The organism is Flavobacterium sp. FlaQc-49 (assembly GCF_044005985.1).
Classification (GTDB): domain Bacteria; phylum Bacteroidota; class Bacteroidia; order Flavobacteriales; family Flavobacteriaceae; genus Flavobacterium; species Flavobacterium cupriresistens.
Genome location: NZ_JBIPCS010000006.1, coordinates 80,221 through 104,463 on the forward strand (window position 1 = coordinate 80,221; position 24,243 = coordinate 104,463).

19 protein-coding genes are annotated in these 24,243 nt (G+C 35.6%); 5 read left to right on the forward strand and 14 right to left on the reverse strand.

All coding sequences use genetic code 11. The features are described from left to right. Window positions 1-375 precede the first annotated feature (375 nt). The gene (locus ACHRV3_RS13875) at window positions 376-3,156 is read left to right on the forward strand and encodes a chondroitinase family polysaccharide lyase (RefSeq protein ID WP_395435192.1); all 2,781 of its coding nucleotides are present in this window, start codon (window positions 376-378) and stop codon (window positions 3,154-3,156) included. A gap of 380 nt (window positions 3,157-3,536) precedes the next feature. On the opposite strand, the gene ACHRV3_RS13880 is transcribed toward ACHRV3_RS13875, so the two are convergent. The 7 genes from ACHRV3_RS13880 to ACHRV3_RS13910 all read right to left on the reverse strand — a co-directional run bounded on the left by ACHRV3_RS13880 (window position 3,537) and on the right by ACHRV3_RS13910 (window position 10,294). Next, on the reverse strand, window positions 3,537-4,817 hold the full coding sequence (locus ACHRV3_RS13880) for a TolC family protein (protein ID WP_395435191.1): 1,281 nt from the start codon (window positions 4,815-4,817) through the stop codon (window positions 3,537-3,539). Window positions 4,818-4,892: 75 nt separating this feature from the next. Then, complete coding sequence (locus ACHRV3_RS13885) at window positions 4,893-6,032, reverse strand: ABC transporter permease (RefSeq protein WP_395435190.1); 1,140 nt, start codon at window positions 6,030-6,032, stop codon at window positions 4,893-4,895. Between the two features lie 108 nt (window positions 6,033-6,140). Next, window positions 6,141-7,076 carry an HlyD family secretion protein gene (locus ACHRV3_RS13890; protein WP_395435189.1) on the reverse strand — a complete coding sequence of 312 codons (936 nt, stop codon included), beginning with the start codon at window positions 7,074-7,076 and terminating at the stop codon, window positions 6,141-6,143. A gap of 14 nt (window positions 7,077-7,090) precedes the next feature. Continuing rightward, window positions 7,091-7,813, reverse strand: coding sequence for an ABC transporter ATP-binding protein (locus tag ACHRV3_RS13895; protein ID WP_395435188.1), 723 nt, complete (start codon window positions 7,811-7,813; stop codon window positions 7,091-7,093). A 102-nt stretch (window positions 7,814-7,915) separates the two neighbouring features. Beyond that, window positions 7,916-8,329 carry a DUF2141 domain-containing protein gene (locus tag ACHRV3_RS13900; RefSeq protein WP_047773769.1) on the reverse strand — a complete coding sequence of 138 codons (414 nt, stop codon included), beginning with the start codon at window positions 8,327-8,329 and terminating at the stop codon, window positions 7,916-7,918. A gap of 46 nt (window positions 8,330-8,375) precedes the next feature. Then, a complete protein-coding gene (locus tag ACHRV3_RS13905) occupies window positions 8,376-9,293 on the reverse strand; it encodes a DUF6268 family outer membrane beta-barrel protein (RefSeq protein WP_395435187.1) in 918 nt (305 codons plus the stop codon). 107 nt (window positions 9,294-9,400) lie between these two features. Then, window positions 9,401-10,294 carry a helix-turn-helix domain-containing protein gene (locus tag ACHRV3_RS13910; protein WP_395435186.1) on the reverse strand — a complete coding sequence of 298 codons (894 nt, stop codon included), beginning with the start codon at window positions 10,292-10,294 and terminating at the stop codon, window positions 9,401-9,403. A gap of 371 nt (window positions 10,295-10,665) precedes the next feature. Between ACHRV3_RS13910 and ACHRV3_RS13915 the strand changes: the two genes are divergently transcribed. Then, complete coding sequence (locus tag ACHRV3_RS13915; RefSeq protein ID WP_395435185.1) at window positions 10,666-11,430, forward strand: META domain-containing protein; 765 nt, start codon at window positions 10,666-10,668, stop codon at window positions 11,428-11,430. 718 nt (window positions 11,431-12,148) lie between these two features. Here ACHRV3_RS13915 and ACHRV3_RS13920 read toward each other — a convergent pair. Next, on the reverse strand, window positions 12,149-13,429 hold the full coding sequence (locus tag ACHRV3_RS13920) for a DUF2130 domain-containing protein (RefSeq protein ID WP_230002537.1): 1,281 nt from the start codon (window positions 13,427-13,429) through the stop codon (window positions 12,149-12,151). A 470-nt stretch (window positions 13,430-13,899) separates the two neighbouring features. Here ACHRV3_RS13920 and ACHRV3_RS13925 point away from each other — a divergent pair, with 470 nt between their 5' ends. Both ACHRV3_RS13925 and ACHRV3_RS13930 read left to right on the forward strand, forming a co-directional pair. Then, on the forward strand, window positions 13,900-14,610 hold the full coding sequence (locus ACHRV3_RS13925) for a class I SAM-dependent methyltransferase (RefSeq protein ID WP_240478058.1): 711 nt from the start codon (window positions 13,900-13,902) through the stop codon (window positions 14,608-14,610). A 273-nt stretch (window positions 14,611-14,883) separates the two neighbouring features. Further along, complete coding sequence (locus ACHRV3_RS13930; RefSeq protein ID WP_395435184.1) at window positions 14,884-18,561, forward strand: PKD domain-containing protein; 3,678 nt, start codon at window positions 14,884-14,886, stop codon at window positions 18,559-18,561. 151 nt (window positions 18,562-18,712) lie between these two features. On the opposite strand, the gene ACHRV3_RS13935 is transcribed toward ACHRV3_RS13930, so the two are convergent. The 3 genes from ACHRV3_RS13935 to ACHRV3_RS13945 all read right to left on the reverse strand — a co-directional run bounded on the left by ACHRV3_RS13935 (window position 18,713) and on the right by ACHRV3_RS13945 (window position 20,693). Beyond that, window positions 18,713-18,991: a putative quinol monooxygenase gene (locus ACHRV3_RS13935; RefSeq protein WP_395435183.1), complete on the reverse strand. Its 279-nt coding sequence runs from the start codon at window positions 18,989-18,991 to the stop codon at window positions 18,713-18,715. Between the two features lie 2 nt (window positions 18,992-18,993). Continuing rightward, window positions 18,994-19,599 (reverse strand): NAD(P)H-dependent oxidoreductase, encoded by a 606-nt coding sequence (locus tag ACHRV3_RS13940; protein ID WP_395435182.1) that lies wholly within the window; start codon window positions 19,597-19,599, stop codon window positions 18,994-18,996. A 107-nt stretch (window positions 19,600-19,706) separates the two neighbouring features. Then, a complete protein-coding gene (locus ACHRV3_RS13945; protein ID WP_395435181.1) occupies window positions 19,707-20,693 on the reverse strand; it encodes an aldo/keto reductase in 987 nt (328 codons plus the stop codon). Between the two features lie 121 nt (window positions 20,694-20,814). On the opposite strand from ACHRV3_RS13945, the gene ACHRV3_RS13950 reads away from it, so the two are divergent. Then, a complete protein-coding gene (locus ACHRV3_RS13950) occupies window positions 20,815-21,660 on the forward strand; it encodes an AraC family transcriptional regulator (RefSeq protein WP_047773479.1) in 846 nt (281 codons plus the stop codon). A gap of 375 nt (window positions 21,661-22,035) precedes the next feature. Here ACHRV3_RS13950 and ACHRV3_RS13955 read toward each other — a convergent pair whose 3' ends face one another. The 3 genes from ACHRV3_RS13955 to ACHRV3_RS13965 form a co-directional block, all read right to left on the reverse strand. After that, window positions 22,036-22,506 (reverse strand): RES family NAD+ phosphorylase, encoded by a 471-nt coding sequence (locus ACHRV3_RS13955; protein WP_047773477.1) that lies wholly within the window; start codon window positions 22,504-22,506, stop codon window positions 22,036-22,038. Next, window positions 22,506-23,006 carry an antitoxin Xre/MbcA/ParS toxin-binding domain-containing protein gene (locus tag ACHRV3_RS13960; protein ID WP_047773476.1) on the reverse strand — a complete coding sequence of 167 codons (501 nt, stop codon included), beginning with the start codon at window positions 23,004-23,006 and terminating at the stop codon, window positions 22,506-22,508. Before ACHRV3_RS13960 ends, ACHRV3_RS13955 begins: the two co-directional genes overlap by 1 nt. A gap of 468 nt (window positions 23,007-23,474) precedes the next feature. Next, window positions 23,475-24,239, reverse strand: a complete 765-nt coding sequence (locus ACHRV3_RS13965; protein WP_047773475.1) for a C40 family peptidase — start codon at window positions 24,237-24,239, stop codon at window positions 23,475-23,477. Window positions 24,240-24,243 lie beyond the last annotated feature (4 nt).

The window sequence follows — 24,243 nt, forward strand, 5'->3', positions numbered from 1 at the left end:
ATGCTTGAAAGTTACCGCCAGGAGATTTTGGTGAACTTGATAGCATTTAAAAACAATTCAAAAAAAACAAAAGCAGCTAAATGCCAATCACTTTCGCTTTTGATACGATCGAAACATGCCGGTAAAGTTCTTCAAAAAGAAAAAACTGCTATTTTGTAAAAAAAATCGCATAACGAATCACTGACAGAAAAAATAGTTGTATTTTTCCAAAATAATTCCAAAGACAAAATTTAGTTACCTATCTAGTGGTTAAACACTTTATGTAGGCAACTAAGTTTTGTCTTTTTTTTTATTCTCAGGTAGTAATGGAGTTTCGATTTCGGTTCGTCATAAAGAATAAAATGTAATGTTTAATCATTCAAATAATAATCAAACATGTGTAAAAAATCTAGTATAGTGGCATGGCTAGTTGTCTTAGTGTTCAATTTGTCCTATGCACAAACCAGTGAGATAAATAAAATTAGAAAAAAATATCAGGATTGGCTGACGGACGAAAATGTTGATTATACCAAAACAGAGGTAAATGAAAGGTACAATCGGTTTTTGAAAAACGGAATCGCCGCCAAAAATTTATCCTCTTATGATTTTGCCAATCCCGGCCCGGTATGGGATTTTACCAAAAGTAAAGACCAAAGTGCTTATCAGGTATTGGTTGAGCAAAAACTAATCCGTTTGGTATTTCTTTACCAGCTAAAAGGGGCAGTAAATATTCCTAATCCGGATTACCACAGTACTGCACTTAGAGAGATGATCTTATCTCTTTTTAGCTATATGAAAGCAAAAGGTATTAGCAGTACTACTGATTTTAATTATCGGACAGCTCCTGCAACTGAAGAAGTACTTATTAATAGTAGTATCTGTTTGCGCTCATCGGCATATGCTACTGCCATTTTTCTGATGAAAGAAGAGTTAGTTGCCGCCGGTGAGTTTGCTCATCACATGGGAGCACTGAACGCTCTTACCGCTTTTATAGCTCCCGACTATTTGGATTTTAAGTTTACCAATCCCGGATTCAATACAGATGTCATTCGTTCTTCTTTTCAACAGCGGCTTTGTTATGTACTTGCACAAGACGATTCTGATATAACAAAGCTTGCTAATATGGATTTTCTAAAAAGGTTTATTGACAATGCACTAAAAATCAGCAATGGATGGAACGATTGCATTAAACCTGATTTTATCACCTACCATCACAGAGGAGCCTACTCTAATACCTATGGATCAAATGCTTTACAACAGTCTTCTATTCTGAATATGATGCTGAAGAATACGGCCTATGAATTAAATACAGAAACGCAAAGTAATTTAAAAAATGCCATTCTAAACTATAGTAAATTTAGTAAGGATTTTGAAGTTCCTTCGGGGCTTGCCGGAAGATTCCCAACCAACACGACTGCAGTTAATGATTTGAGAGCAGCGATGGCCTTTTTATATGTAACAGATCCAATAACTAATTTGGATGCCGGAAAGGAGTTTGTTCGATTGTGGAATCTTTCTGCTACCGCCAATACTGCCTTGCTCAGACAAAGCGAATTGTCGATCACATTGGTTAATACGCTTGGCGGAGTGAGGGATATTTTACAAACTTTAAATTCCGGAATTACCCCTTCTTCAGAAATAACGGAAGGACAATTTAATTTTCCATATGCAGGTTTGAGTGTGCATAAATATAACGGTTATCAGGCAAGCGTAAAAGGAACAAGTAAGCACATTTGGCATTTCGAAAATTCAGCAACCGAAAATGTTTTCGGGCGGTATACTTCTGCCGGAGCTTTGGAATTATTAACCTCGGGAAATCCGGTAAGTCGCAGTTCAAATGGTTATGTAGAAAACGGTTGGGACTGGTCACATGTACCGGGAACTTCAGTCGCTTATCTTCCATTAAGTGTACTTGGAAACGGGATTTCGAGAGAAATGAACGGTAAGTCGTTTTTAACGCATGCTTCTTTGGATGATAATGGTGTTTTTGGAATGGATTATAAAGATATAAACTCTGCTGGAGGCATGACAGCTTTAAAATCTAATTTCTTTTTTAAAGACATAATACTTTGTCTGGGATCTGATATCAAAGACACAAATGGAACTTATCCCATTCATACCACTTTATTTCAAACAGCACTTGCAGATATCAACACTACGACTTATGTAAACAATATAACAGCTACAGGTATAAATTTCACACATACACAAACAGCCGGTTCTCTATGGGCTACTGACGCTGTGGGAAATGGATACGTACTACCTGAAAATTCAAACAATACTGCTGAGATAACGATTAACAGAACCACACAAAATTCACGAAATAATAGCAACACTTTGGATACCAATGGAAATTTTACCACGGCATTTATCAATCATGGTATTGCGCCTGTCGACGGAAAATTTCAATACGCCATCGTGATGCAGGGCGGTCCAACTAAAACAAAACAACTTGCGGATAATTTTTCGTCTTATTTTACGATTTACCAGCAGAACAATCAGGCGCATATTGCCGAATACAAACCGGATGCTATATTTGGTTATGTTATTTTTGATCCTGCCAGTATATTGAATTATGATGTAGTAGTTAGTGTAAACAAGCCGGCAATTGTAATGACTCAAACAATTGACAACGGAAAAAAATTAAAAGTAAGTCTTACCAATCCAAATTTAGGTTTATTAGGCGCAAATGAAACTTACAATTTGAGCCAGATTAGCAGTCAGAATTCAATTCTTAACAGCGTTCCGCAAGCCGATTTGGTTACGCTTACATTAGTAGGTAACTGGGATTTAGCATCCCCTTCAAATAAGGTTACTATCGCGGAAAATGGCGTTAATACTGATGTTACCTTTACCACAATCAACGGATTGACCATTCAAACGGAATTAGTACAAGGCACATTGGGAATTAATACTCCAAATAAGGAAACATCCAATGAATTTAAAGTAACTGTTACGCCCAACCCTTCAAAAACGGAATTTAAAGTACATCTAACAGGAGATTCTACAGACCCCGTTTTTGTAAATGTATATGATATTTTAGGAAGAAAGCTAAACACGCTAAAGTCTAACAATACACAAACTATAGTAATAGGTGCTAATCTGCTTCCAGGTGTATATCTTGCAGAAATAAGTCAAGGTAAGAATGTGAAAAAAGTTAAATTAATAAAACAGTAATTAATTCAAGTTGCTGGTTAGAAAAGTATAAAAGGAAGTATCAAAAATGAGGAACTAAATATGGAAGTCAAAAAAGGCGAAAATGCTATTTTTTGCTTGTAGAGTAGTGGCGGGTAAAATACCATTACTTCGCCACTACTTTCTAAAATCAATAGTATCAAGCTGAAAAATACAGCTACAGAAATTGATATCTATAAAAAAACAAACCCGGGTGAAATACAAACAGAGAAATAGTAGTTTTCTAATCTGTTTCTGAATATCTGTTTTTTTGCAATTAAACAGAACTGGGCTCACGACGGAATTATAGAAACAGACAAATAGATAATTGCTTAAAGAACAATGTTTTTCTTTATGAAATTTGTTATTAATTCTCTTCAATCTTACAGGACTAATTTTCCTGCTGCTTTTTTCCAATCAAGCCAAGATACGATCAATTGTTTTTTAAGTTGATTATGAAACAGTTCCAGATTTTGCAATTGAATCTCTTTGTCATTTAGTTCATAAAACGATATTTGATCAAACTTATACCGTTCTTGGTAGATCATCACAATCTCAGAAGTGAGTTTACTATTTTCACGCACTGTTTTTAGCTGTTCCAGGATATTAGTGTAAACAGTAACAGCATTTAAGGCATTGTATTTACTTTTATTCAGATTTTCTGTAATTTTATCATTATTCTGTTTTTGCTGAAACTTTAGCTGATCTATTCTTTTTGCCGTGTTCTCTCCGAATAAAACAGGTAACTTCAGTGACATGCCGATATAGCTATTTCCATACCAGCTATTTTGCTGAAAAGGATTCATGTTTTCTGTAAATTGATCGGCTCCTAAATAACCGTTAATCGTAATCAATGGACTATATTTCGTTCTTTCCAGTTTTTTTTTATTCTCCAATACTTGATTTTGTGTTTTTAAAATTTCAATTGGAGGCAATGCTTCAATTAGACTTTCATCCAGATCAGTACTACTTTCATCCATGTTGTATTTTTCTAATGTTACAGAAGAAGCAATAGAAGATTCGTGTCCAATAACATACAAGAAATATTGTTTTAAAACCAATATGTTATTTGCTGCATTGCGATATTTTTGAACGGCATTATTGTGCGTTACTTTAGCGTCGTTTACGGCAACTTTTAAAACTCTTTTGTTTTTGTATTTTTGGTTAATAGTCTCCAAGCTCAATGCTGTCCGGGCAGTATCACCAACAGCTTCATTTTCTTGTTCTTCAGCTACCAATATGTTTAAATATACTTTTGAGACTTCATAAGTCAGTTCCAGCTTTGCTTCTTTTTCATTTAAAGCGGCTAGTTTCTCCTGCAGTTTAGATTCAATTATTAATTTTGAAATTGAGATATCCAACAGAGGTTGTTGTAGCAAAACACCTGCGTTTTGAGAATAATTAGCGCCTAGTTTTATTGGAATCATGCCATCTGACGATACACGGGAATTAAAAGCTTCGGCCGGTAAAACACTTGTGGCAATAATTGGATTGTATTGATAATTATAATTCAAGGCTACTCTGGGCAAATATTTTGCATTTAATTCTTTTGTCTTTAATTGATTGATTTTATGTTCTGTTTCCAACGAAGCCAATAACTTTCTGTTCTTTTGTGCCGCTTCAATTGCTTTATCCAAGGTCCATGTCGGGTTTTGTGCATTCATTTTAAAAAAGCATAAGAACAGAAGACATCTTATAAAACAGATAGGCATTGAATTATTTTTCATTATAACAATTTTTTAACCCCTAAATACAGAGGCAGGTTCTACATTTTTTATTCTTCTAATAGCAAACACGGCCCCGAAGAGCGAAATAGAGAAGGTGATGGTTAGAATGGAGAAAAGTATTATTGGACTAAAATCTATCAATATTCCCGTTTGGTACATTCCGTTTTTAAAACCCAGTAAGAAAACAAGGGCAACCATAAATCCAACAACAGCAAATAAAGTGGCTTGTGTAAGGATCAATTTTCTAATGTATGAATCAGTAGCACCAATTGCTTTTAAAGTTCCATAATCCTTAATTCTGTCAAGTGCCGATGAATACATCGTTAAGCCAATGATAAAAAAACCTGCTATAATGGCAAATCCCACCAAAGATCCTGTACTGGCACCTAACCCTGTAGAAGCCAAAACACTCTTTATCGTTGATGAACTCAAGGACGACGTACGCCATGCTCTTACTCCGTAAATAGAACGATTGATTTCATCTACGATCTGATCTACATCTTCCCCTTTTTTTACATTTACCATTAATGCACTTATATCAGTCGAAGAAATACCGCTATAAAACCTTGCCCTGTCTATTGTAGTGTACATCAAATAACCGCCCCAACCTCTTATTCCTTTTGTTTGTAAAGTGATAACGGCTCTTTTTCCATTGATTTCAAAATAGGTTCCAACATTTGACGACCCTCCGAAATTACTTCGGTCAAAATAATCTGCAGACACACCCGCTTCCTGCAATAAATCCGGAAGTTTTCCTTGTATAATCTTGGTACTATCCGGACCTGCCTTAAAATAAGGGAATTCACTCCCTATAATATTTACAACAGCACTGGTTCCATCAGGAAATTTTGCCTTACCGTTTGTTACAACGATTGGAAATGCTTCTTTTACACCAGCCAAACTCTTGATCTCTTTCTCTTTTCGGACATCAATCAAACTAAGCTGATTGGCATCTGTCGTCTTATTATCAACAACCCAAATATCTGCGGTTGTATTTTTTACCAACACGCTCATTAATCCTGTCAAAAAATTAAATGTTCCAATTTGTTGTCCGATGAGGAAAGTACTGATTACTATTCCAACTACTACTCCTATGCTTTTTGTTTTATCGAAACGGATAAACTTCCAGGCTGTTTTGATACTAGATTTCATACTTAGCGTATTATTTGTTTCTATTAAAATATGGAACTCGTGTATCCATATTGATATTTACGACCAGACAGAAGTGGTACTCTTGCCATACTTGTTTGTGATTCGTAATTAATTGGATGTTTGAATAACACATTCAATTCGGGAATTAATTAGGTACTTCGTTTGGTTTTTCAATAGGATTTTTATTTCCCGGACTCTTCTGTCTTCCTGATCTCCTGCTTTTTCAGAAAAAATGGATTTACGTTTAAGTGCCGAAGAAGCAAAAATTACAATACCCGAGCCAATCGTTTTATTGGAGCCGATTTGGCGAATAATGGCTTTTTGACCTTTTTTAATCTTGTCAGCAAACAATTCATCAATTTCACACGTAGCAACCAATTTACTTTTCGGAATAAAATCTGCAAAAGACTGATTTGGTGATAATGCAGCTCCTACCGTTGCATTCATTGTCATAATTTGTCCATCGTCCAGCGCTTTTATCAAATACTGTTGCAACTCCTTGTTTGATACTTCCAGTTCTTGTTTAATTTCTTGAAGTTTTGAGTTTGCAATCAGAATCTTGCTTTGCAGTTGTTCTAAATTGGTTTGGAAAATTTTAGTTTCTGTTTCAAGATTATCGACGTTTTGTCTTGTTTCAGCACCTTTTTCTTGCAGGTTTTTCAAACGTTCCAATTCAATTTGTTTGTTAGCAACATTTATTTTGTGCTCTTTTAAATTCAATTGTGCCATGTTTATCTCAACTCTTTGTGTCTCCATACGACTTTTAATCTGCGCTTTTTTTGCATCCTGAACAGAATGCTCTAATTCGATAATTAAATCATCTTTGACAATGACATCATTTTCTTTTTTATGGATAGCCACAACAACACCACCAACTTCTGTTGCCAATGAAGATAATTTCTCATCCGGTTCAATGCGTCCGAGTCCTACAATAGCTGATGAAGCAATTTCCTGGGCAAAAGCTTTCTCATCGGGTTTTGCTCCTTCTTTTTTATTGCAGCTACAGAATAGTATGGCTATTAGATAAATTAAAGTATATTTCATTCTTTATATTTTGATTAATGATTCTTTATAAATGTTGTGTTTTCGGTCTCAGTTGCAATTCCGTTATCTACATAAATAATTCTGTCTGCGAACTCCCTAAGTCGCATGTCATGTGTAACTACAATTACACTTTTTCCGTTTTGAGCAAGTGCTTTTAATTCATTCATTACCAGACCGACACTTTTAACATCTAATGCAGCCGTTGGTTCATCGCAAAGCACAATTGGCGGATTGGTTACCAATGCTCGTGCAATAGAAACTCTTTGTTGCTGGCCTCCGCTTAGCATTTTGGGTAGGTTTTTCATTCGATCTTTCATGCCTACTAATTCAAGCGCTTTTTCTGCTTTTTTTCTGGCCTCAGTCTCACTCATATTCATAAGTTGCAACGGCATCATTACGTTTTCTAAAGAGTTAAGTGGCGCTAAGAGATTAAAACTTTGAAACACGAATCCAATTTTATTCAACCTCAAAGCCGATAATTCCTTAGCCGAAAGTGTATTTATGTGTTGACCATCTATAAAAACATCTCCTTTTGTTGGGTAAATAACACAGCCTAATAGCGATAATAGTGTAGTTTTTCCTGAACCGGACGGACCGATTATTAAGGTAAGTTCCCGGGTTTTAAACTGAATCGTTGTTGGTTTTAAAGCTGTAATCAAGGTGTCACCGGTTTGATACTCCTTGCAAGCACCTTTTACCTCTGCAATAACCTTTTTTTTAGAAGTGATCTCTTCCATAATTTTATGTCATGATTTAAGTTTGCTTAAGATAATTGTACTGTTGGAAATGCTTGTCATTTCATAAAAGACAGGCTTTTTTTAAGCTAAGATTTCAAATTCCTAATAAAGATTTATTTTAATTGTAGCGTCATTATTTAAAATATAAACAGCGCAATCTCGAAATGTTGGTGCCCCACCGTCCGGTAGAAAATTAGTACTGTTTCCGACAGGCTCTTTGGGCATTCCCAGCCAATTGCTGTTTAATTTTCCATTAGTATCCAAATCCTGAAAAACAGTAATGGCATAAGTCCCTCTTGGTAAATCGATTTGAAATTTCATAGTCTCCTGATTCACTTTTTGGACTTTGGTAAAGCAGGCTCTTTTAAGAAAATTTTCCTTTTTATCGTAGACATTCAGTACAACAGTCCCTTTTCCTTTTTGAACATTGTATACATCAACATTCGTTTTTACCTGTTGTGCATTTGTAAAGTACGATACTCCCAATAACAGGATACTTAGAATAGATTTTTTCATTTTCTCTTTTAATTTTATAGTTTTTAGTGTGATTCTATTTGCGTAATTATTTCCCAAAACGATAGCTCAGCATCATTTTTACATAGGGCATTTCTTTTGCTTTATAATTACTAATGGTGTCATTCTGAGCATTAAATAGTGTGTATTTGTTGGCAAAACCTAAACCTCCTTGCAATTGCAACCAAAAACCATCAAAAAGACGCTGATTAATTTGCAGACCGCCATGAATAGCCGAAAACTGAGCATAATCGATCTCTTCTCCTTGATAATTCTTGTAGTTTTGTAAATTGTGAAGTGTCCAGTCAATCGATCCTGCCAGACCAACTTGCGTATTATCGCCCAGATTTCTGAAAATATTGACTCTTGGCCAGTATATTTGAGCAAACCACTTACCATTATTGCTCTTATAATCCAGAGATATAGCGGGCGTTATTAAAAATTTGCCAAAAGCATACATGACATGAGGGCCAATCCCGATTTCTAGATTTGATTTTTCTCCAAACTTTCTTGAGACTCCAAAAATGCCATCGAATACCATATCATTCATCGAAAACGAGTTTTTAAAATCAGAAGCAATTGTGGGGATAAAAACGCCAAAAGCAGCCCATCTTTCTCCAAAAGGATGTCGTACAACTAGGGTAGGTTTGATTTCTTGTATTTTCGTGATGTAATTCGGACTAATTTCAATATTCCTATCAAATGTAAAGTCTAAAATCCGATAGTTAATTATCCCAAGAATTCGCGTTTTTCCAAGTTTAAAAGAAGGGATGGGCAACCAGAAATCGTAAGTAGTATAGTTGAATTTATTTCCATAGTACGGATCTACAGCCGACAAATTCTTAAAGCTACTTTTTCCATTTACAGTGATGCCAACCCCGGCGCCATCTGTTATTAATTGAGAATAAAATTTATTTGGAAGACAAATAAACAAGGTCAGTAAAACCAATGACAGTACTTTTTTCAAAATAACATTTATTAAATTTAAACACACAAGCTGTATCAGCTCTCTAAGATTTTCTTAAAGCAAAGGTGCAGTTAAAACAATAATTGTTACTAGGATTTAGTTTGCCGTTACTCGGACAAATCGTGCGTAAGCGAATTTCGGTACTGAGAAGGAGTTGTACCGGTTATTTTTTTGAAAAGTCGTCCAAAGTAAGAAGGATCCTCGTAATTCAATGCAAAAGCAATTTCTGAAATATCTTTAGTCAAATCTTGTAGAAGGATCTGGCTTTGCAGGATACTAACATTGTTAATCCATTCCTTTGGAGCTATTCCGGTGGTTTGCTTAATGCACCTATTGAGATAATTTACAGAGATTTTTAATTTATCGGCATAAAAGGTTACCGATTTATTCTCCGTATGATATTTATAAACCAGCTCTTTAAAGGAAAAAGTGATCTCATTACCACGGTGCACCGTTTTATTGAGTTCTTTATTTGAAAAAATAATTTTCTGGAAAGCTGCCTGCATGAGTGAATAACAAATTTCGATATTGGAATTTTCATCGCGAAATTCCTGACTTAACAAGCAAAACAAAGAATTAAGCCATACACTTGTTTCTTCAGGCAATTTAAGAACTGAATTAGTGGCAAAAATCTGTATCAACTCTTGTTTCGACAAAATATGATTGAGGACACTCTCTTCAAATAAAATAAAATGTCCCGTTATAATCTGGTCAATTTCTTTCATTGCGGTAATATGTCCTTGTTTGACAAACAAAACATCATTTTCAGTTATTGTTATCACCTCATTATCTACTTGCTGTTTTGCATTGCCTTTGGTAACATGTACAATAAAATTATAATCGGGTCTGAAAAGTGGGGTTGGAATCTGGAGGTACTCTGTTGTAGTATTTAAATCATAGATCTGCAAAGGAGTTTTTAAGAAATCAAAGTCCTGAGAAGCATCAGACATAAATTGTCTTGGGAATTCTTCTGATGAAATAATTTTAATATTCTTACCCATACCAAAAACTTAGCTGTTGAGCTACAAACTTAAGAAACGGTTCTGTTACATCTGTAGAATAAAGCCAATTAAAATTATTCGATTCGTAAATAGTAAAGATTTATTCTAAGCGGTTGCAAAACCTTATTTGGAAGAATTAATTCAACCTAAAATTACTCCAAGTGTCGTTCTTGGGAAAAGCTTTTTAATAGCACGGATTGTTGTTTTTATTCTTTTTCTCATTTTTAATTTTACTTCTGTAAAGTTTTCTGTATTAATCCCGTTTTTCTTAAATTTAACCAAATTAGACCTAAAAAAATCTTAAAAAAAAGATGCGACTGATTTTTGGCTCGATTTTTTCAAGTGTGAGGTCATAATAAAAATTAAATGATATGAAAAAAGTACTTTTACTATGTGTATTAATGTCCGTGATGTTAAGTTGTAAGTCGGTGGCGGTTAAAAATTCAAACACAAAAGAAACAACTTCTACAACAAGTTCCGAAGAAGAAGAGGGTTCTGTTTATTTTAAAGCTACTGGAAATGAACCATTTTGGGGATTGAAAATAGGAAAGGAGAAAATTGTCTTTACGTCGCTGATTGAAGGAATGGAAACCATCAGTTTTGACGCTGTAGAGCCGATCAGAGCTATGGATGCTAATGTGAAGATGTATAAAGTAAAAAACGGAAAAATTACGGCAACAATTACTACACAACAATTTGATTGCCAGGATTCAATGTCAGGAGAGGTTTCGCCTTACACCGTTAAGATTGAAATTAACGGTAAAACCTTAAACGGTTGTGGTAAATACATTACCGATTACCGTTTGTACGATATCTGGGTGTTAGAAGAGTTAAATGGTAAAAAAGTGACACTTTCAGACTTCCAAAAAGAACTGCCAAGAATTGAGATTAATTCAACTGAGAATAAATTTATGGGTTTTGGAGGTTGTAATTCTATAGGTGGAACTATCTTTTTTGAAAAAGGAGTATTGAGATTTTCTAACGTCGCTTCGACTTTGATGGCTTGCGCGCCGGGGAATAAAGAGGCTGAATTTGTGAAAGCATTACAAAGCACTAACACGTATTCGATTGGAGATCTTAGACTGAGACTTTCTAATCCTGACGGAACCTTGTTGGTTTTTAGAAAAGTAGATTAAATACGTTTTTTTTAATAAATATAAATTTTGCCATTCTGATTTTCGGGTTAGAATGGCAAAATTCGTTTTGGGTATAAAAGGAAGTGGGTAAATAGTATGCAGACTGTATAATTAAGGATCAAGTCCGAAAGCTATAGGGAAGTAAAAATCTCGCAGAGTCGCAAAATCGCAAAGTTTTAATGAAAAAACAGAAAAAAACTTTGCGGCTTGGCGTCTTTGCGAGATCGTCAAAGCGAGAAGTTGGAAAATTAGGTACTTATAAAGCTGTGGCGAAAAAGTATAAGATCTGTTACTTCTAACAAAAGAAATTTCTAAAAATTATTCCATAACTTTTTAACTTGATTCGAAATTACAGAACTACAAGATATTTGTCCCTCCACAACAATATGTCTTGACCCATAATTAATTTAAGTTGCTAGTTGTTTTAGGTTTGAAATTAGACCGCCTATACCTCATTTCTGAATTATAATAATGTAAGTTTCCAGTAAAAATTAAAATTTTTTCAAGGTATCAATTTGAATAGCCTCCTGCTTTAGCTGGAGGATTACAAGTAGTTCAAGATTTAATGGCTTTAGCCGAATTATGCTCTGGTTCTTTCGGCTAAAGCCAATGATTCACCTCTCAATCATATACCTCCAGCTGAAGCAGGAGGCAAATCAACCCTTTTGTGCTTTCGTCAAATAGGGGCAACTAATTATTTACTAGCAACTTGAATTACTTATTCTAGTTCTTTTGTTTTTTCTTCTTCATCGTCTTGGATAAAATCAAGCTCTAAAGCTCGTACCGTTTGTACCGCATTTCCGGCAATACCACGAATTGAGCCGTACATGCCTAAAGTATTGTGAACCACTTTTTCGATCTGCTTTTCGCGTTGTTTCCAAATACGTTGCATCGCTCTTTTCTCTGAATCTAGATCACTTTGCATTTGGGTAAAGCCTTCTACAATTCCTTCTACTTGTAAGCGAAATTCGTTGCTTGTTAGAAAATCATACAACATCGACATTTTGTCTCCTTTGTTTTCCTGTGCCTGAACAGCTTGACTAACTTGTATTAAAGATTGGCGTAAAACAGCACTTAAACCTTTAAATTCCTCGTAGGTGCAAATCCAGATTCCGTCACGCATGCCCATTCGATCCATTCCCGAAGGCATAACTTCCGTAACCAAAACCCCGATATTGGCTTTTTTGGTTCTAATGTCGTTTTTAAACTTCTCAATCCAAGCGGGCTGAAAGGCTTTGGTTCTTTTGCTTTCGTAATAAATAGAGCCACAATTTTGTAATTCGCGTGTGTTTACAATCTGCAAACAATCGGCTCCGTTAGCACCTTTTTTTACTTCGTCGATAGTGTCTAACGGGAAATTATTAGCCAGCCATTCTTCGATTGCCAGTTCCATAACCTCGCCTTGCAATTGCATAGAACCTTGTTCCTGCTTGCGTTTCATTTCTTCGATCAGCTTTTTTTGATCGTCGGATTGTTTTTGGTATTCTTTTATTTTTAATTCGTTTTTTTCTTCTTCCTGTTTTCTGATTTTATCTCTTTCTAAAAGCAAAGTGGCGTTAAGCTGTTTCTGTGCTTCGGCTTCGATTGCTTCTTTCATTTCGAGTTTTTCCCGTTGAAGTTTGGCAATTTCGCCTTCCATCTTATTAAGTTCACGGAGTTTTTCTGATTTCTCGGAAAGCTCTTTTTCCATGGCAAGCAAACGATCTTTGTTCTCCTCGTCGAGTTTGGTTTTTAGCTTTTCAGTGATTTCCTTTTCGGCCGTTTTTTTCTCGCGTTCCAGACGTTCTGCGAAAAGTTCATTTTCCTGCTTCTTTTTAGCCTCAAATTCTAATTTGGCTTTCTCGAATTGCTCGTTTTTAAGCTCCAATTCTTTGGTTTGAGCAGTGGCTTTTTGCTGATATTCTTTGCGAATACTGTCTTCTAACTGGTGTTTTAGAATGTCATTGACATCGATAGTTGTTCCGCAGTTTGGACACTGAATTGAAGATTGCTCGGCCATTTTTATTGATTTTATTGAGGTAATGTAATTTTCTGCTAAGGTATTTAAAAGTTAAGGCTTTTTTGCCACGAATTTCTCGAATTTGCACAAATTTTATAAAGGGAAAAATAGAGTTTCGGGTGGAATCTTATTTTAATTGGCGATCCGCTTGACGTAAATTTTAATTCGAGAAAATTCGAGAAATTCGTGGCAACTTTTTTTTAAAAAGTTCAGAAAAAACAACTGTTGGGTTTCGTAATTTCTAAAGTATCTTCTTTTAAAGCAAGTATCAAAGTGTTAGTTTTGTTTTAAGTGAGAAGTAAGATGTGAGAAGTAAGATGTGAGAAGTAAGATGTGAGAAGTAAGATGTGAGAAGTAATAAAGAGTAAAGAATAAAGAATAAAGAGTAAAGAATAAAGAATAAAGAATAAAGAATACATCCGCTTAATCTGCGAAAAAAAAAGCTATATAAACCTGAATACTAAAAAACGATGATGAATAAATCAACCACAGCAGAAATTAGAGAACGTTTTGATAATGATGTCGAACGATTTTCCAATTTAGACACGGGACAAGTCGCAACAATCGATGCTACAATCTCTTTAGAATTAATTACGGAAGCTTCAAAACGAATTGTTCCCAACGCCAAAAATGTTTTGGATATTGGTTGTGGAGCAGGAAATTATACCTTAATGATGCTTTCTAAAATCCCAAATCTGAATGCAACTTTAGTCGATTTAAGTCAACCGATGCTGGATAAAGCTTTAGAAAGAGTATCAAAAGAAACGAACGGTAAAGTCGAAATTTTGCATGGGGATATCCGTGAAGTGGCTTTACCGGAAGAACAATTTGATATTATTTTGGCCGGAGCAGTTCTGCACCATTTGCGTGATGATCAGGACTGGGAAACAACATTTTCGAAATTATTCAGGCTATTGAAACCGGGTGGTTGTTTGATGATCTCGGATCTGATTACACAAGATACCGCTTTGTTAAACGAATATACCTGGGAACGTTACGGTGATTATCTGGAAGGAATAGGAGGAGCCGAATACCGTCAAAAGGTTTTAGATTATGTAGAAAAAGAAGATTCTCCAAGGTCAATGAATTATCAATTGGATTTGATGAAAGAAGTTGGCTTTAGCAAAGTAGAAATTTTGCACAAGAATATGTGTTTCGGTGCTTTTGGAGGAATTAAGTAATATGTTTGTTTTTTAAGATAAGCTACTGTAAAAGGTAGCTTTTTTTATGATTTTAGTTTTTAAAATTCAATAAATAAGTTAAAACTAGGTAATATACAATTGTTTTGCAATAACATAATATCTATTAAATGCATTTCAATTAAATATTTTTATGAAAAAAAATATCAAGTAAAAGAGATTAAAAAACGAAGTCATTTTGAAGCTTATTTTTTAATCGATTTTATGATAGTACTGTATGTGAAAGTACAACTAACCTAAAAAAAAACTATTATTTTGAAAAAAAACTACTTTTTTGCTGCAGTTTTTCTGTGTCAGTTCCTCATTTCCTTTGGGCAGAATCCAATAGGATGCGGAACCAAATTATCCCAACAGGAAGAAGCTGCTTTTCTAAAATCTTTATCAAAAATTAAAACATGGAAAAAATCGAACACCCGGAAAACCGTTGCTACACCTTATATTATTCCGGTGGTGTTTCATATTCTTGCAGACGGAACTAACATCAATAATGTTTTTACCAAAGAGCAAATGAAGTGCAGAATTGATGATGCATTGCTTACGGTAAACAAAGATTTCAATGGTCTGTTTCCGGAATACGCTACGACCGATCCTCGTTTTGATGCAATCAAAAGCAAATTAAATATTCAGTTTGTTCTGGCTACCGTTGATCCGGAAGGAAATCCTTTGGAAATTCCCGGCTTGGACTGGCATCCAGAAGCACATGTAGTAGATGGCTACGATGCTAAAATTTATGATTACATCTGGTACGGTAAAAACAGTAAGTATTATTTGGATGTTTTGGTTGTTGATGAGCCCAATACCGGACAGGGATCTGTTGGTTCGGGACACGCCTTTTTGCCTATTCAGGATGCGATCCCTCGTGTTGCTTACAATCACAGATATATTGGGAGTACATGTGGCTCAAATGCGAGTGCGACTTTTGCAAAGGTAATGACGCACGAGTTTGGTCATTATTTTGGATTAAAACATACTTTTCAGGATGATTGTGATGCCGTTAATGATGGAATGGCCGACACGCCACCAACGAAAGTGGCCGAAGGTTGTGCCCGAAATGTATTAAATAGCTGTGGCGTTTACCCCAATGCCGAAAACCATATGGATTACAATACAGATTGCCAGAATATGTATACCAGAGACCAGACCAATGCCATGACGTATTGGTTAGATGACAAAACTGTGGCTAAATATCCACGTGGTTTGTTGTGGCAGGAAAGTAATCTTAGCTCGGTTGGAGTTATTGAAACGGCACCAATCGCTAATTTCAATAGCAATACAACGGCTATTTGTTCAGGAAAAACAATCGCGTTTAAAGATCGTTCTTTGGGATTACCAACTTCGAGAGTATGGACTTTTGAAGGTGGTATCCCTGCAACCTCTACAGATTTAAATCCGGTTGTTCAATACCATACAGCAGGAAAATTCGAAGTGACCTTGCAGGTAACGAATGCTCTTGGAATGAATACCAAACAAGTGCTGAATTATATTGAGGTAGATCAAAAATCGGGTGCGAATTTAGTCGAAAATTTCACTAGTGTTTTTCCTCCTTTAGGTTGGGAAATTACAAATCCGGACAATGGTTTAGCTTGGGAAAAACGAAAAGATGTAGGGTACAATGATAGTTCGTGTATGATTATGAACAATGCAGATAATGCAGTAGTAGGAGCTTTGGACTATATCAGATTGCCTTATCTTAATTTTACAGCCGGACAAAACAGTCAGTTATTTTTTGATTTGGCTTATACCAAATTTGATGATGCAAGTCCTGATGTTTTAAAAGTAGAAGTTTCAACAGATTGCGGACTTACTTGGAATGAGGTGTATTCGAAAACACATACGCTTTTAGAAACCACGCAGGTTCCTACTGCTTTGGCGAATAATTGGGTACCGACTTCTGACGCTAATTGGCGAAAAGAAATTGTAGATCTTAGTGCCTATCAGGGGAATAGTAATGTTTCTATTCGTTTTGTAAATGTGTCGGGTTACGGCACAAGGATTTGGATAGACAATGTAAATGTTGCTATTATTCAAACGGCTACTCCGGTTTCTGATTTTGCTTCCAATGTCAGAGGGACGCGTTGTACTAGTGTTGCAGCTCCTTTTTTAGATGTTTCAACCGGAAATCCAACGTCATGGGAATGGTCTTTTCCGGGGGGTACGCCTGCGAGCTCTATCGAAAAAAATCCGATTGTGACTTACAATTCACCGGGTTCGTATGGAGTGACACTTTCAACCAAAAATGGAAACGGTACAGGAACAACAGTAACTAAAAATAATTTTATAACGGTTGTAGATCCTGACAGAATTTCTTTTACTGAAGGTTTTGAAAATTCTTTTCCACCCGCAGAATGGGAAATTAGTAATCCCGATCATAAATTGACTTGGGAAAAACGAGCCAATGTTGGACATAATTCTTCCTCTTGTATGGTAATGAACAATGCGGACAATGCGAAAGTGGGTGAGATCGATGAGATTATCCTGAAACCTGCTGATTTATCTGTTGGCATAACTGATTTTTCCTTTGATGTTGCCTATGCTAAATTTGATGCAGCAAGTCCGGATGTTCTTGAAATTCTGGCTTCAAAAGATTGCGGTCTTACATGGGAAAGCGTTTATGTAAAAACACATACTGAACTGGAAACCTTTGTCAGCGCAGATCCCAATAATTGGGTTCCGGTTTCAGATTCGGATTGGAGAACAGAAAGGGTATTATTGTCGAATTTTAAAGGGGTAGCGAACGTTTTGTTCAAGTTTAAAAGTACTTCGGGATACGGTTCAAGAATATGGATTGATAATGTGAAATTCACTTTTGACAGTAAAGAAACACCCTTTTCTGAATTTGTAGTGGAGAGTCAAAAACAGTGTAGCGATTTACCAATAGCCTTTAGAGACAATTCAACAGGAGAGCCTACTTCATGGTCCTGGTCGTTTCCGGGTGGTACGCCGGCGACTTCTACAAGTAAAACGCCTGCTATAGTTTATGATAATCCGGGAACTTATACGGTAACTTTGACTGCTTCTAATTCGTACGGGGCAGGATCGGTTATGGCAAAAACGGATGTAGTTATAATTAATGGCAAAAACAGTCTTCCTTTTTCAGAAAATTTCGAAGCAAGTTTTCCTATTCAGGATTGGGAAATCATTAATCCCGACAAAGACGTTATTACATGGGAAAAACGTTCGGATGCCGGCAAAGGAGATTTGTCTTGTCTGGTGATCAACAATGCTGATAATCCAACTGGTTTGATAGACGAGTTGATTCTTAAAGCAATGGATTTTTCTTCTTCTGCAACTCCGTTTTTATCCTTTGATCTGGCTTATACGCAGTACTTAAATGCTTTTGATCCTGCACCTGCACCGGATAAAATAGATATCGAAGTATCTTCGGATTGTGGGGTAACCTGGACGAATGTGTATGCTAAAAATCAATTGCAGTTGCAAACCGTTTCGCCACCAATTCAGGACGATCCTGCAACAACGGCTGCAAATGAAACCAACGATTGGATTGCAACCAAAGATTCGGATTGGAGAACAGAAAAAATTGATTTAAGTATAGTGAAAAATCAAAAGAGTGTGTTGGTAAAAATCAAAAACACTTCAGGTTATGGAACCAGAATTTGGTTTGATAATTTAAAAATAAATAACGGATCTAATTTAGCAGTAACAAAACCAAAAGGAGCGAACAATTTGTCAGGAGTACAGGTATATCCTAATCCATCCAGCAATGTTTTTCATGTGATCACACCGGTTTCAGCAGATAATTATACCGTGACAGTTCATGATATTGGCGGAAGAATGATTTACAAAGAAACCTTCTCCGGAGAGAATACTACTGATAAAGCCATTAATTTGTCGGGAAAAACAAAAGGAGTATATTTTCTTAATGTAACTTCTTCAACAAAAAAAGGATATACGCAGAAGATCATTAAACAATAGATTTGAATTTTATAGAAGAAGGCTGTCTCAGGACGGCCTTTTTTATGTTTGTCTAATAGGTTGGGACTATTGATTCTATGGCTACTTATTGATCTATAAGATAAACCTACAAGGTTTTGAAAACCTTGCAGGAGTAATGTTCTTTACTATTTTATAAAAGCTGTGCCGTCTTGTAAACCTGAACCGGGGAGGCTAATAAGGATTCACTTTTAGCAATAAAATCCAACAGATAAGATTGATTGTTGTGTAAATCAAGTCCGGCTTGGTCTTTCCATTCTTCCCAAATAATAAACACATTTTCAGCGGTATGCAGGTCATAACGAATACAAGCCGCTTCTTTTCTGGTTTCGGTGACCAGATGGATAATTCTACTTTGAATTTCTGTTAGGTGCTCTTTTTTACTCTTTATGATAGCTGTAATCGAGATCATGGTTATAAAGTTTTGAAAGTTTCTTCTAAATGGTTGGTATAGTCTTGTTTAAAGATAGTAATATTTTCTGGTGTTGCACCTTTTTCAACATCATGAAAGTGAAAACTGTCTATTTTTTCCATTCCGGCAAACGTATTCATTTTGTGAAAACCAAACATTACACCATCATCAACAGAGGTTTCTTCGAAGAATTCTCCCGGTAATGTAAAAGCTGTTTTTGGAGCATTCCAGCTCGTGGTCAACATGTATTTACGACCGTGTAAAAGTCCGCCCGTTCCATAATTAATGTCCGGATTTACGCGACTTCTCCCGTCACTTTTATAGATTCCGTTGTTATGCCCCTGAGTAAAAACATCGTCAATGTATTTTTTAAAAAGATTAGGTAATTGAAACCACCAGATTGGGGTGTGATAAATAATTAAATCTGCCCAAACGAATTTTTCTACTTCATGCTGCAGGTTAATTTCGTCTTCGATATGAGTTGTTTTTATTTCGTAATTATTATTTTGGGAAAGGTATTCAATGGTCCAATCCTGAACAGTTTGATTGAATTTTCCGCCTGAATGTGCAAATTTTTGCCCGCCGTTTATTATAAATATTTTTTTCATAGTGTGAATGTTCTTAGTGAATCTGTGGTGTAGTTTTTAATACAGGCTTGTTTTTTATGTGAAACTAATCCTGTGTTTCTACGTATGGTGTAATTTTGTGTTTGTTGTTATTTTATTTTTGAAATGGCCTGATTGATAAAATCCAATTCCAAAGCAGTAAGATCGAAATCCATTGCTTTTGCGTTTGAAATCGCCTGTTCTGCATTTCTTGCTCCGGCCAGAACAATAGCAATTCCTTTTTGTAAAGTGGTCCAACGTAAAACCAATTGCGCTAAATTGACTTCTTTTGCGTGTGCTAATGAACTCAATTCTTCGATTAAGGTTTTGACTTGCTGAAGATCAAACTGACCAAAATAACCATTTCTGTGATCGTTTTCTTTTAGTTTGGCGTCGGTAAAATATTTCCCGGTCAATAAACCTCTTTCCATTGGACTGTAGGCGATGATTCCGATATTTTCTGCAACGGTAAGCGGAATTAAATCGGCTTCTATTTTGCGATTCAGCATGCTGTACGAAACCTGATTTGAAGCTAACGAAATTGTTTTCTGAGCTTCTTTCAGTTGTGAAACATCGTAATTGCAAACTCCGGCAGCTCTTATTTTTCCTTGTTTGATTAACAAGTCCATGGCTTCCATTGTTTCCTGAATTGGAGTAGTGGAGTCCTGCCAATGGATCTGCAGTAAATCAATATAATCGGTTTTTAGTCTTTTTAGACTTTCTTCGACTTCTTTGATTATATTTTCTTTGGAGGCGAATTTGTAAACCGGTAGTTTTTTTCCATTGTCATCTGCATCAAAGAAAAAATCTCCTTTACCTTTATTGCTTCCGTCCCATACCAGTCCAAATTTGGTTAACAATTGCACTTTTGATCGGTTTTGTGATTGTAGTGCTTCACCAATCATTTCTTCGCTTAAACCAAATCCGTAGAAAGGAGCAGTGTCTATTGTGGTCACTCCATTGTCGATGGAAGCATGGATAGAATCGATTGAATCTTTCTTTTCATTTCCGCCCCACATGTTGCCTCCAATGGCAAATGCACCATAAGTTATTGCTGATAATTCGAGTTCAGTATTGCCTAGTTTTCTATATTCCATAATCGTGGTATTTTGTGCTTTAAAAATTATTAGGCAAAATTATACTGTTTTTTCGACTTATAATTTGTATATATTTGTGTTTTTTAGGTATATTTGCAAACTGAATTAAATTTACTGTACAATGAAAAAAGAAAATTTATACGAACCATTTACTGTTTCATTTGAAACGCTGGACGAATATCCGGATGTTGGGGACCGTCATAATTTTTTTGAATTGGTGTATGTTTTAGATGGAACCGGCTCGCAATGCATTAACAAAACTATTTTTGAATATGATGGTGGACATTTGTTTCTGTTGACACCTGAGGACTGTCATAATTTTACGATTAAGACGACAACAAAGTTTTTCTTTTTGAGATTCAACGATATTTATTTAAAGAATTCGAGTTTACAGAGCGAGAACATTCAGCGATTGGAATATATTCTTCAAAACGCCAATCATCAGCCGGGTTGTATTTTAAAAAACGAGTCAGATGCGTGTTTGGTAAAAGTAATGATAGAAGCGATTTGCAGAGAACATCAGGATAAAGACGTTTACAATCAGGAGTTGATTCAGCAATTGATAAATACGCTGATTATTATTGTAGCGAGAAATATTGCCAAATACCTTCCCGAGCAGGTAAATATTGGTTGTGAAGCCAAAGCAATGGATATCCTGCAATATATTCAGAATAACATTTATTATCCCGAGAAAATAAAAGCCGAGTCAATCAGTGCGCATTTCGGAATTTCAAATACCTATTTAGGCCGTTATTTCAAAAAACATGCTAACGAAACGATGCAGCAATACATCAGCAATTATAAAACGAAATTGATTGAACACCGCTTGCAGTTCAGTGAAAAACGAATCAATGAAATCGCCTATGAATTTGGTTTTACAGATGAAAGCCATTTTAATAAATTCTTCAAAAAACATAGAGGAAATAGCCCTTCGGAATACAGAAAAACGATTCGTATCAGTGCTTAAAGAAGTTTTTGATCCCAGATTTAAGAAAGAGTTGTTAGTTTAGAAACATAAGAATTAGGGAGTTTTTTTTGACACGAATTACACGAATTTACACTAATTTTTTTGTGTGTTCTTGAAATTGGCTAAATCATTTTAATCCTTTAATCAATGGTAAAAAATCGCTGCCAAGAATTTTAAAGACTATTTCGTGAAAATTAGTGTAATTCGTGTCCAGATTTCCCCTGTATTGTTGTTGATTAGGATGATTCGCTTTAACCATCAGTAAAAATCACCCGCAAAAAGCGTAAGATTAATTCGTGAAAATTAGTGTAATTCGTGTTGGTTTTTTCTTTGTATTGCTATTGAATAAATTAAATCTAATCTATGGCAAAAAAATTACTTGCTTTTAAATCGGGAATCAAAAGCCATTCTGGTAGTGCTTAAAACTTTGATTTTTAGTGTGTCGCTATGATTAGGGTTTATTAAGTAGTTATACTCCATAGGTACAATACTGCTAGGTACTTTTAAAACTGCAGCTTCATCATAATTTATAAAATCATCCCCTATGATTTGGGTTACCGAAATAGGAGGTTTAGAGTCCCAGTTCACAGGTAAGTCTTCTATGTGTACTTCTTGAATTGTAATTTCGTCCGGTATTTCGATTTCTACATAAAAACGATCAGTAGGTAAGTCCTCGCTTAAATCTAAATGAACAGAGACTTCGAGTGTTGCTAAAGCCCTGCTTTCGGCAGTATAAACCATTTTTGTGTTTAGACTGTTCCAGCGATACCCTTCGCACATTGAGGCTCCGATTCCTTTTAAAGTTGCGTCCAGGTATTTTTCCCGCTCAATTCTGAATACTACCATCAGGCTAAATTTCCAAATTCTAATCGGTTTAGGCTGAATTTCACCTCGTTAATTCCGGTTACGGTATCGAGCATGTTTTCAGGAACATTTCCGCCAATGGACAGGTTGGGTTTTTTTAGCCAACGTTGAAATTTCTCCTCTTCGTTGTTGAAAACCTCGAGGCCGTAATCTATTAATTCGTTTATCAGAATGACTAATTCGCTATCTCTGCTGTCCAGAAGAAGGTGTTCGCTTTTCTTTTTATTGTAAGTAGTTTGAGGAATTCCCACAATCGTCAAAACCGATTTTACGGGATTGTTTAATCTTCTGCTGATGACTTCAATTGAATCATACGGAATGCCGGATCTTATAACAGCAACGCGCTCAAGTTTGTTGCTCCAGCTGTATTCTTTACCGTCAGAGTTTAAAGTAGATCTTTTTATTGAGATTACTTTTCCCGAGGCATTTTGAATACTTCTTTTAGTATCGAAAGGTTCTGTTTTTTGCTTTACATTTTTCATGGCGCAACTAATTTGCTGTAAATATACAACAATTTTGTTGTTCTTGCGATTATGATTGTTGTAAAATGTTGTTTGTCAATTGTGAAAAGAGTAAATTGGTTTTTGATTGGCCTATAGTTTACCCGAATATTTCTTAATTTTTACTCGTGTAAAGGATGGAGTATGGGGCTAATTTTCACATAAAATAGAGGTCTTTTTACCACATATTTTAAGAGAGTGCGTTTGTGACTTTGACAAAGAGTTGCTAACGTTTGTGGGATGTTAGTGAAATAAAATAGCACGCAGATTTTGCGGATTTTGCGGATTTTCGCTGAAGACAATAAAAAAAGCAGTTTGAGTATAGCAAACAGGCTAAGTGAATCTGCGTAAAAACAAAAGGATTAAAATAATTAAAAAATCTGAGGAAATCCTTTTAATCAGTGGCAAAAAGAATGTGGTAATTGGTGAAATTCGTGGCAAAAGAAAAAATTATATAATCTTCTTAATGACCCTAAGTTTATGCGTGTGTTTGTTGGTTTCCGGATTGTAAATCCCTAAATGGTCTAAGCGATCAATACGTACTTTTCCACTGGCGTGAATGATGTAATTGTTCTCCATAATGATGCCTACATGAGTGATATTTCCCTCATCATTATCGAAAAATGCCAGATCACCGACTTCACTTTCTTCAATAAAACTCAAAGGTTCGCCATCAAGAGCTTGTTGTGAAGCATCGCGATGTATTTTGTATCCATTAAGTTTGTATACCATTTGTGTAAATCCCGAGCAATCAATGCCAAACGGAGTTTTTCCACCCCAAAGATAAGGAGCGTTGAGGTACATAAAAGCAGTACTTATTAAAGCGCTTTTGGGTTTTATACCACTTGTTTTGGTGCCTTCAAAATCAAAATTACTCGTATTGATTTCACTGTTATTCAAAAAAGACAAAGATGCCCCAAGCGGAATTGGTAGCAATAAATTGGTATCGGGAGTAGTAATATAATCAATCAGATCGGCATTTAGAATAATGGCTTCATTACTTAATTGATTGAAATTAGCTTCAGAAATAACCTGATACTGTTTTGAATCGACCCAGCCTTCGTAGTCATCAAATTGAATTCTTATTCGGGCCCATTGATTTTGACGTTCTAATATTTCGAGGTGCTCACCAAATAAAAGTTGTGTGACGATTTCACTTCTGTCACTTGGTTCAGATCGAACGGGTACTATAGCTAGATTGCAAATTCCGAACATTTAA

Coding starts and splice junctions, on each gene's coding strand:
- ACHRV3_RS13875 (WP_395435192.1), top strand. CDS start 376: ATGTGTAAAAAATCTAGTATAGTGGCATGGCTAGTTGTCTTAGTGTTC.
- ACHRV3_RS13880 (WP_395435191.1), bottom strand. CDS start 4,817: ATGAATGCACAAAACCCGACATGGACCTTGGATAAAGCAATTGAAGCG.
- ACHRV3_RS13885 (WP_395435190.1), bottom strand. CDS start 6,032: ATGAAATCTAGTATCAAAACAGCCTGGAAGTTTATCCGTTTCGATAAA.
- ACHRV3_RS13890 (WP_395435189.1), bottom strand. CDS start 7,076: ATGAAATATACTTTAATTTATCTAATAGCCATACTATTCTGTAGCTGC.
- ACHRV3_RS13895 (WP_395435188.1), bottom strand. CDS start 7,813: ATGGAAGAGATCACTTCTAAAAAAAAGGTTATTGCAGAGGTAAAAGGT.
- ACHRV3_RS13900 (WP_047773769.1), bottom strand. CDS start 8,329: ATGAAAAAATCTATTCTAAGTATCCTGTTATTGGGAGTATCGTACTTT.
- ACHRV3_RS13910 (WP_395435186.1), bottom strand. CDS start 10,294: ATGGGTAAGAATATTAAAATTATTTCATCAGAAGAATTCCCAAGACAA.
- ACHRV3_RS13915 (WP_395435185.1), top strand. CDS start 10,666: ATGAAAAAAGTACTTTTACTATGTGTATTAATGTCCGTGATGTTAAGT.
- ACHRV3_RS13920 (WP_230002537.1), bottom strand. CDS start 13,429: ATGGCCGAGCAATCTTCAATTCAGTGTCCAAACTGCGGAACAACTATC.
- ACHRV3_RS13925 (WP_240478058.1), top strand. CDS start 13,900: ATGATGAATAAATCAACCACAGCAGAAATTAGAGAACGTTTTGATAAT.
- ACHRV3_RS13935 (WP_395435183.1), bottom strand. CDS start 18,991: ATGATCTCGATTACAGCTATCATAAAGAGTAAAAAAGAGCACCTAACA.
- ACHRV3_RS13940 (WP_395435182.1), bottom strand. CDS start 19,599: ATGAAAAAAATATTTATAATAAACGGCGGGCAAAAATTTGCACATTCA.
- ACHRV3_RS13945 (WP_395435181.1), bottom strand. CDS start 20,693: ATGGAATATAGAAAACTAGGCAATACTGAACTCGAATTATCAGCAATA.
- ACHRV3_RS13950 (WP_047773479.1), top strand. CDS start 20,815: ATGAAAAAAGAAAATTTATACGAACCATTTACTGTTTCATTTGAAACG.
- ACHRV3_RS13955 (WP_047773477.1), bottom strand. CDS start 22,506: ATGGTAGTATTCAGAATTGAGCGGGAAAAATACCTGGACGCAACTTTA.
- ACHRV3_RS13960 (WP_047773476.1), bottom strand. CDS start 23,006: ATGAAAAATGTAAAGCAAAAAACAGAACCTTTCGATACTAAAAGAAGT.
- ACHRV3_RS13965 (WP_047773475.1), bottom strand. CDS start 24,239: ATGTTCGGAATTTGCAATCTAGCTATAGTACCCGTTCGATCTGAACCA.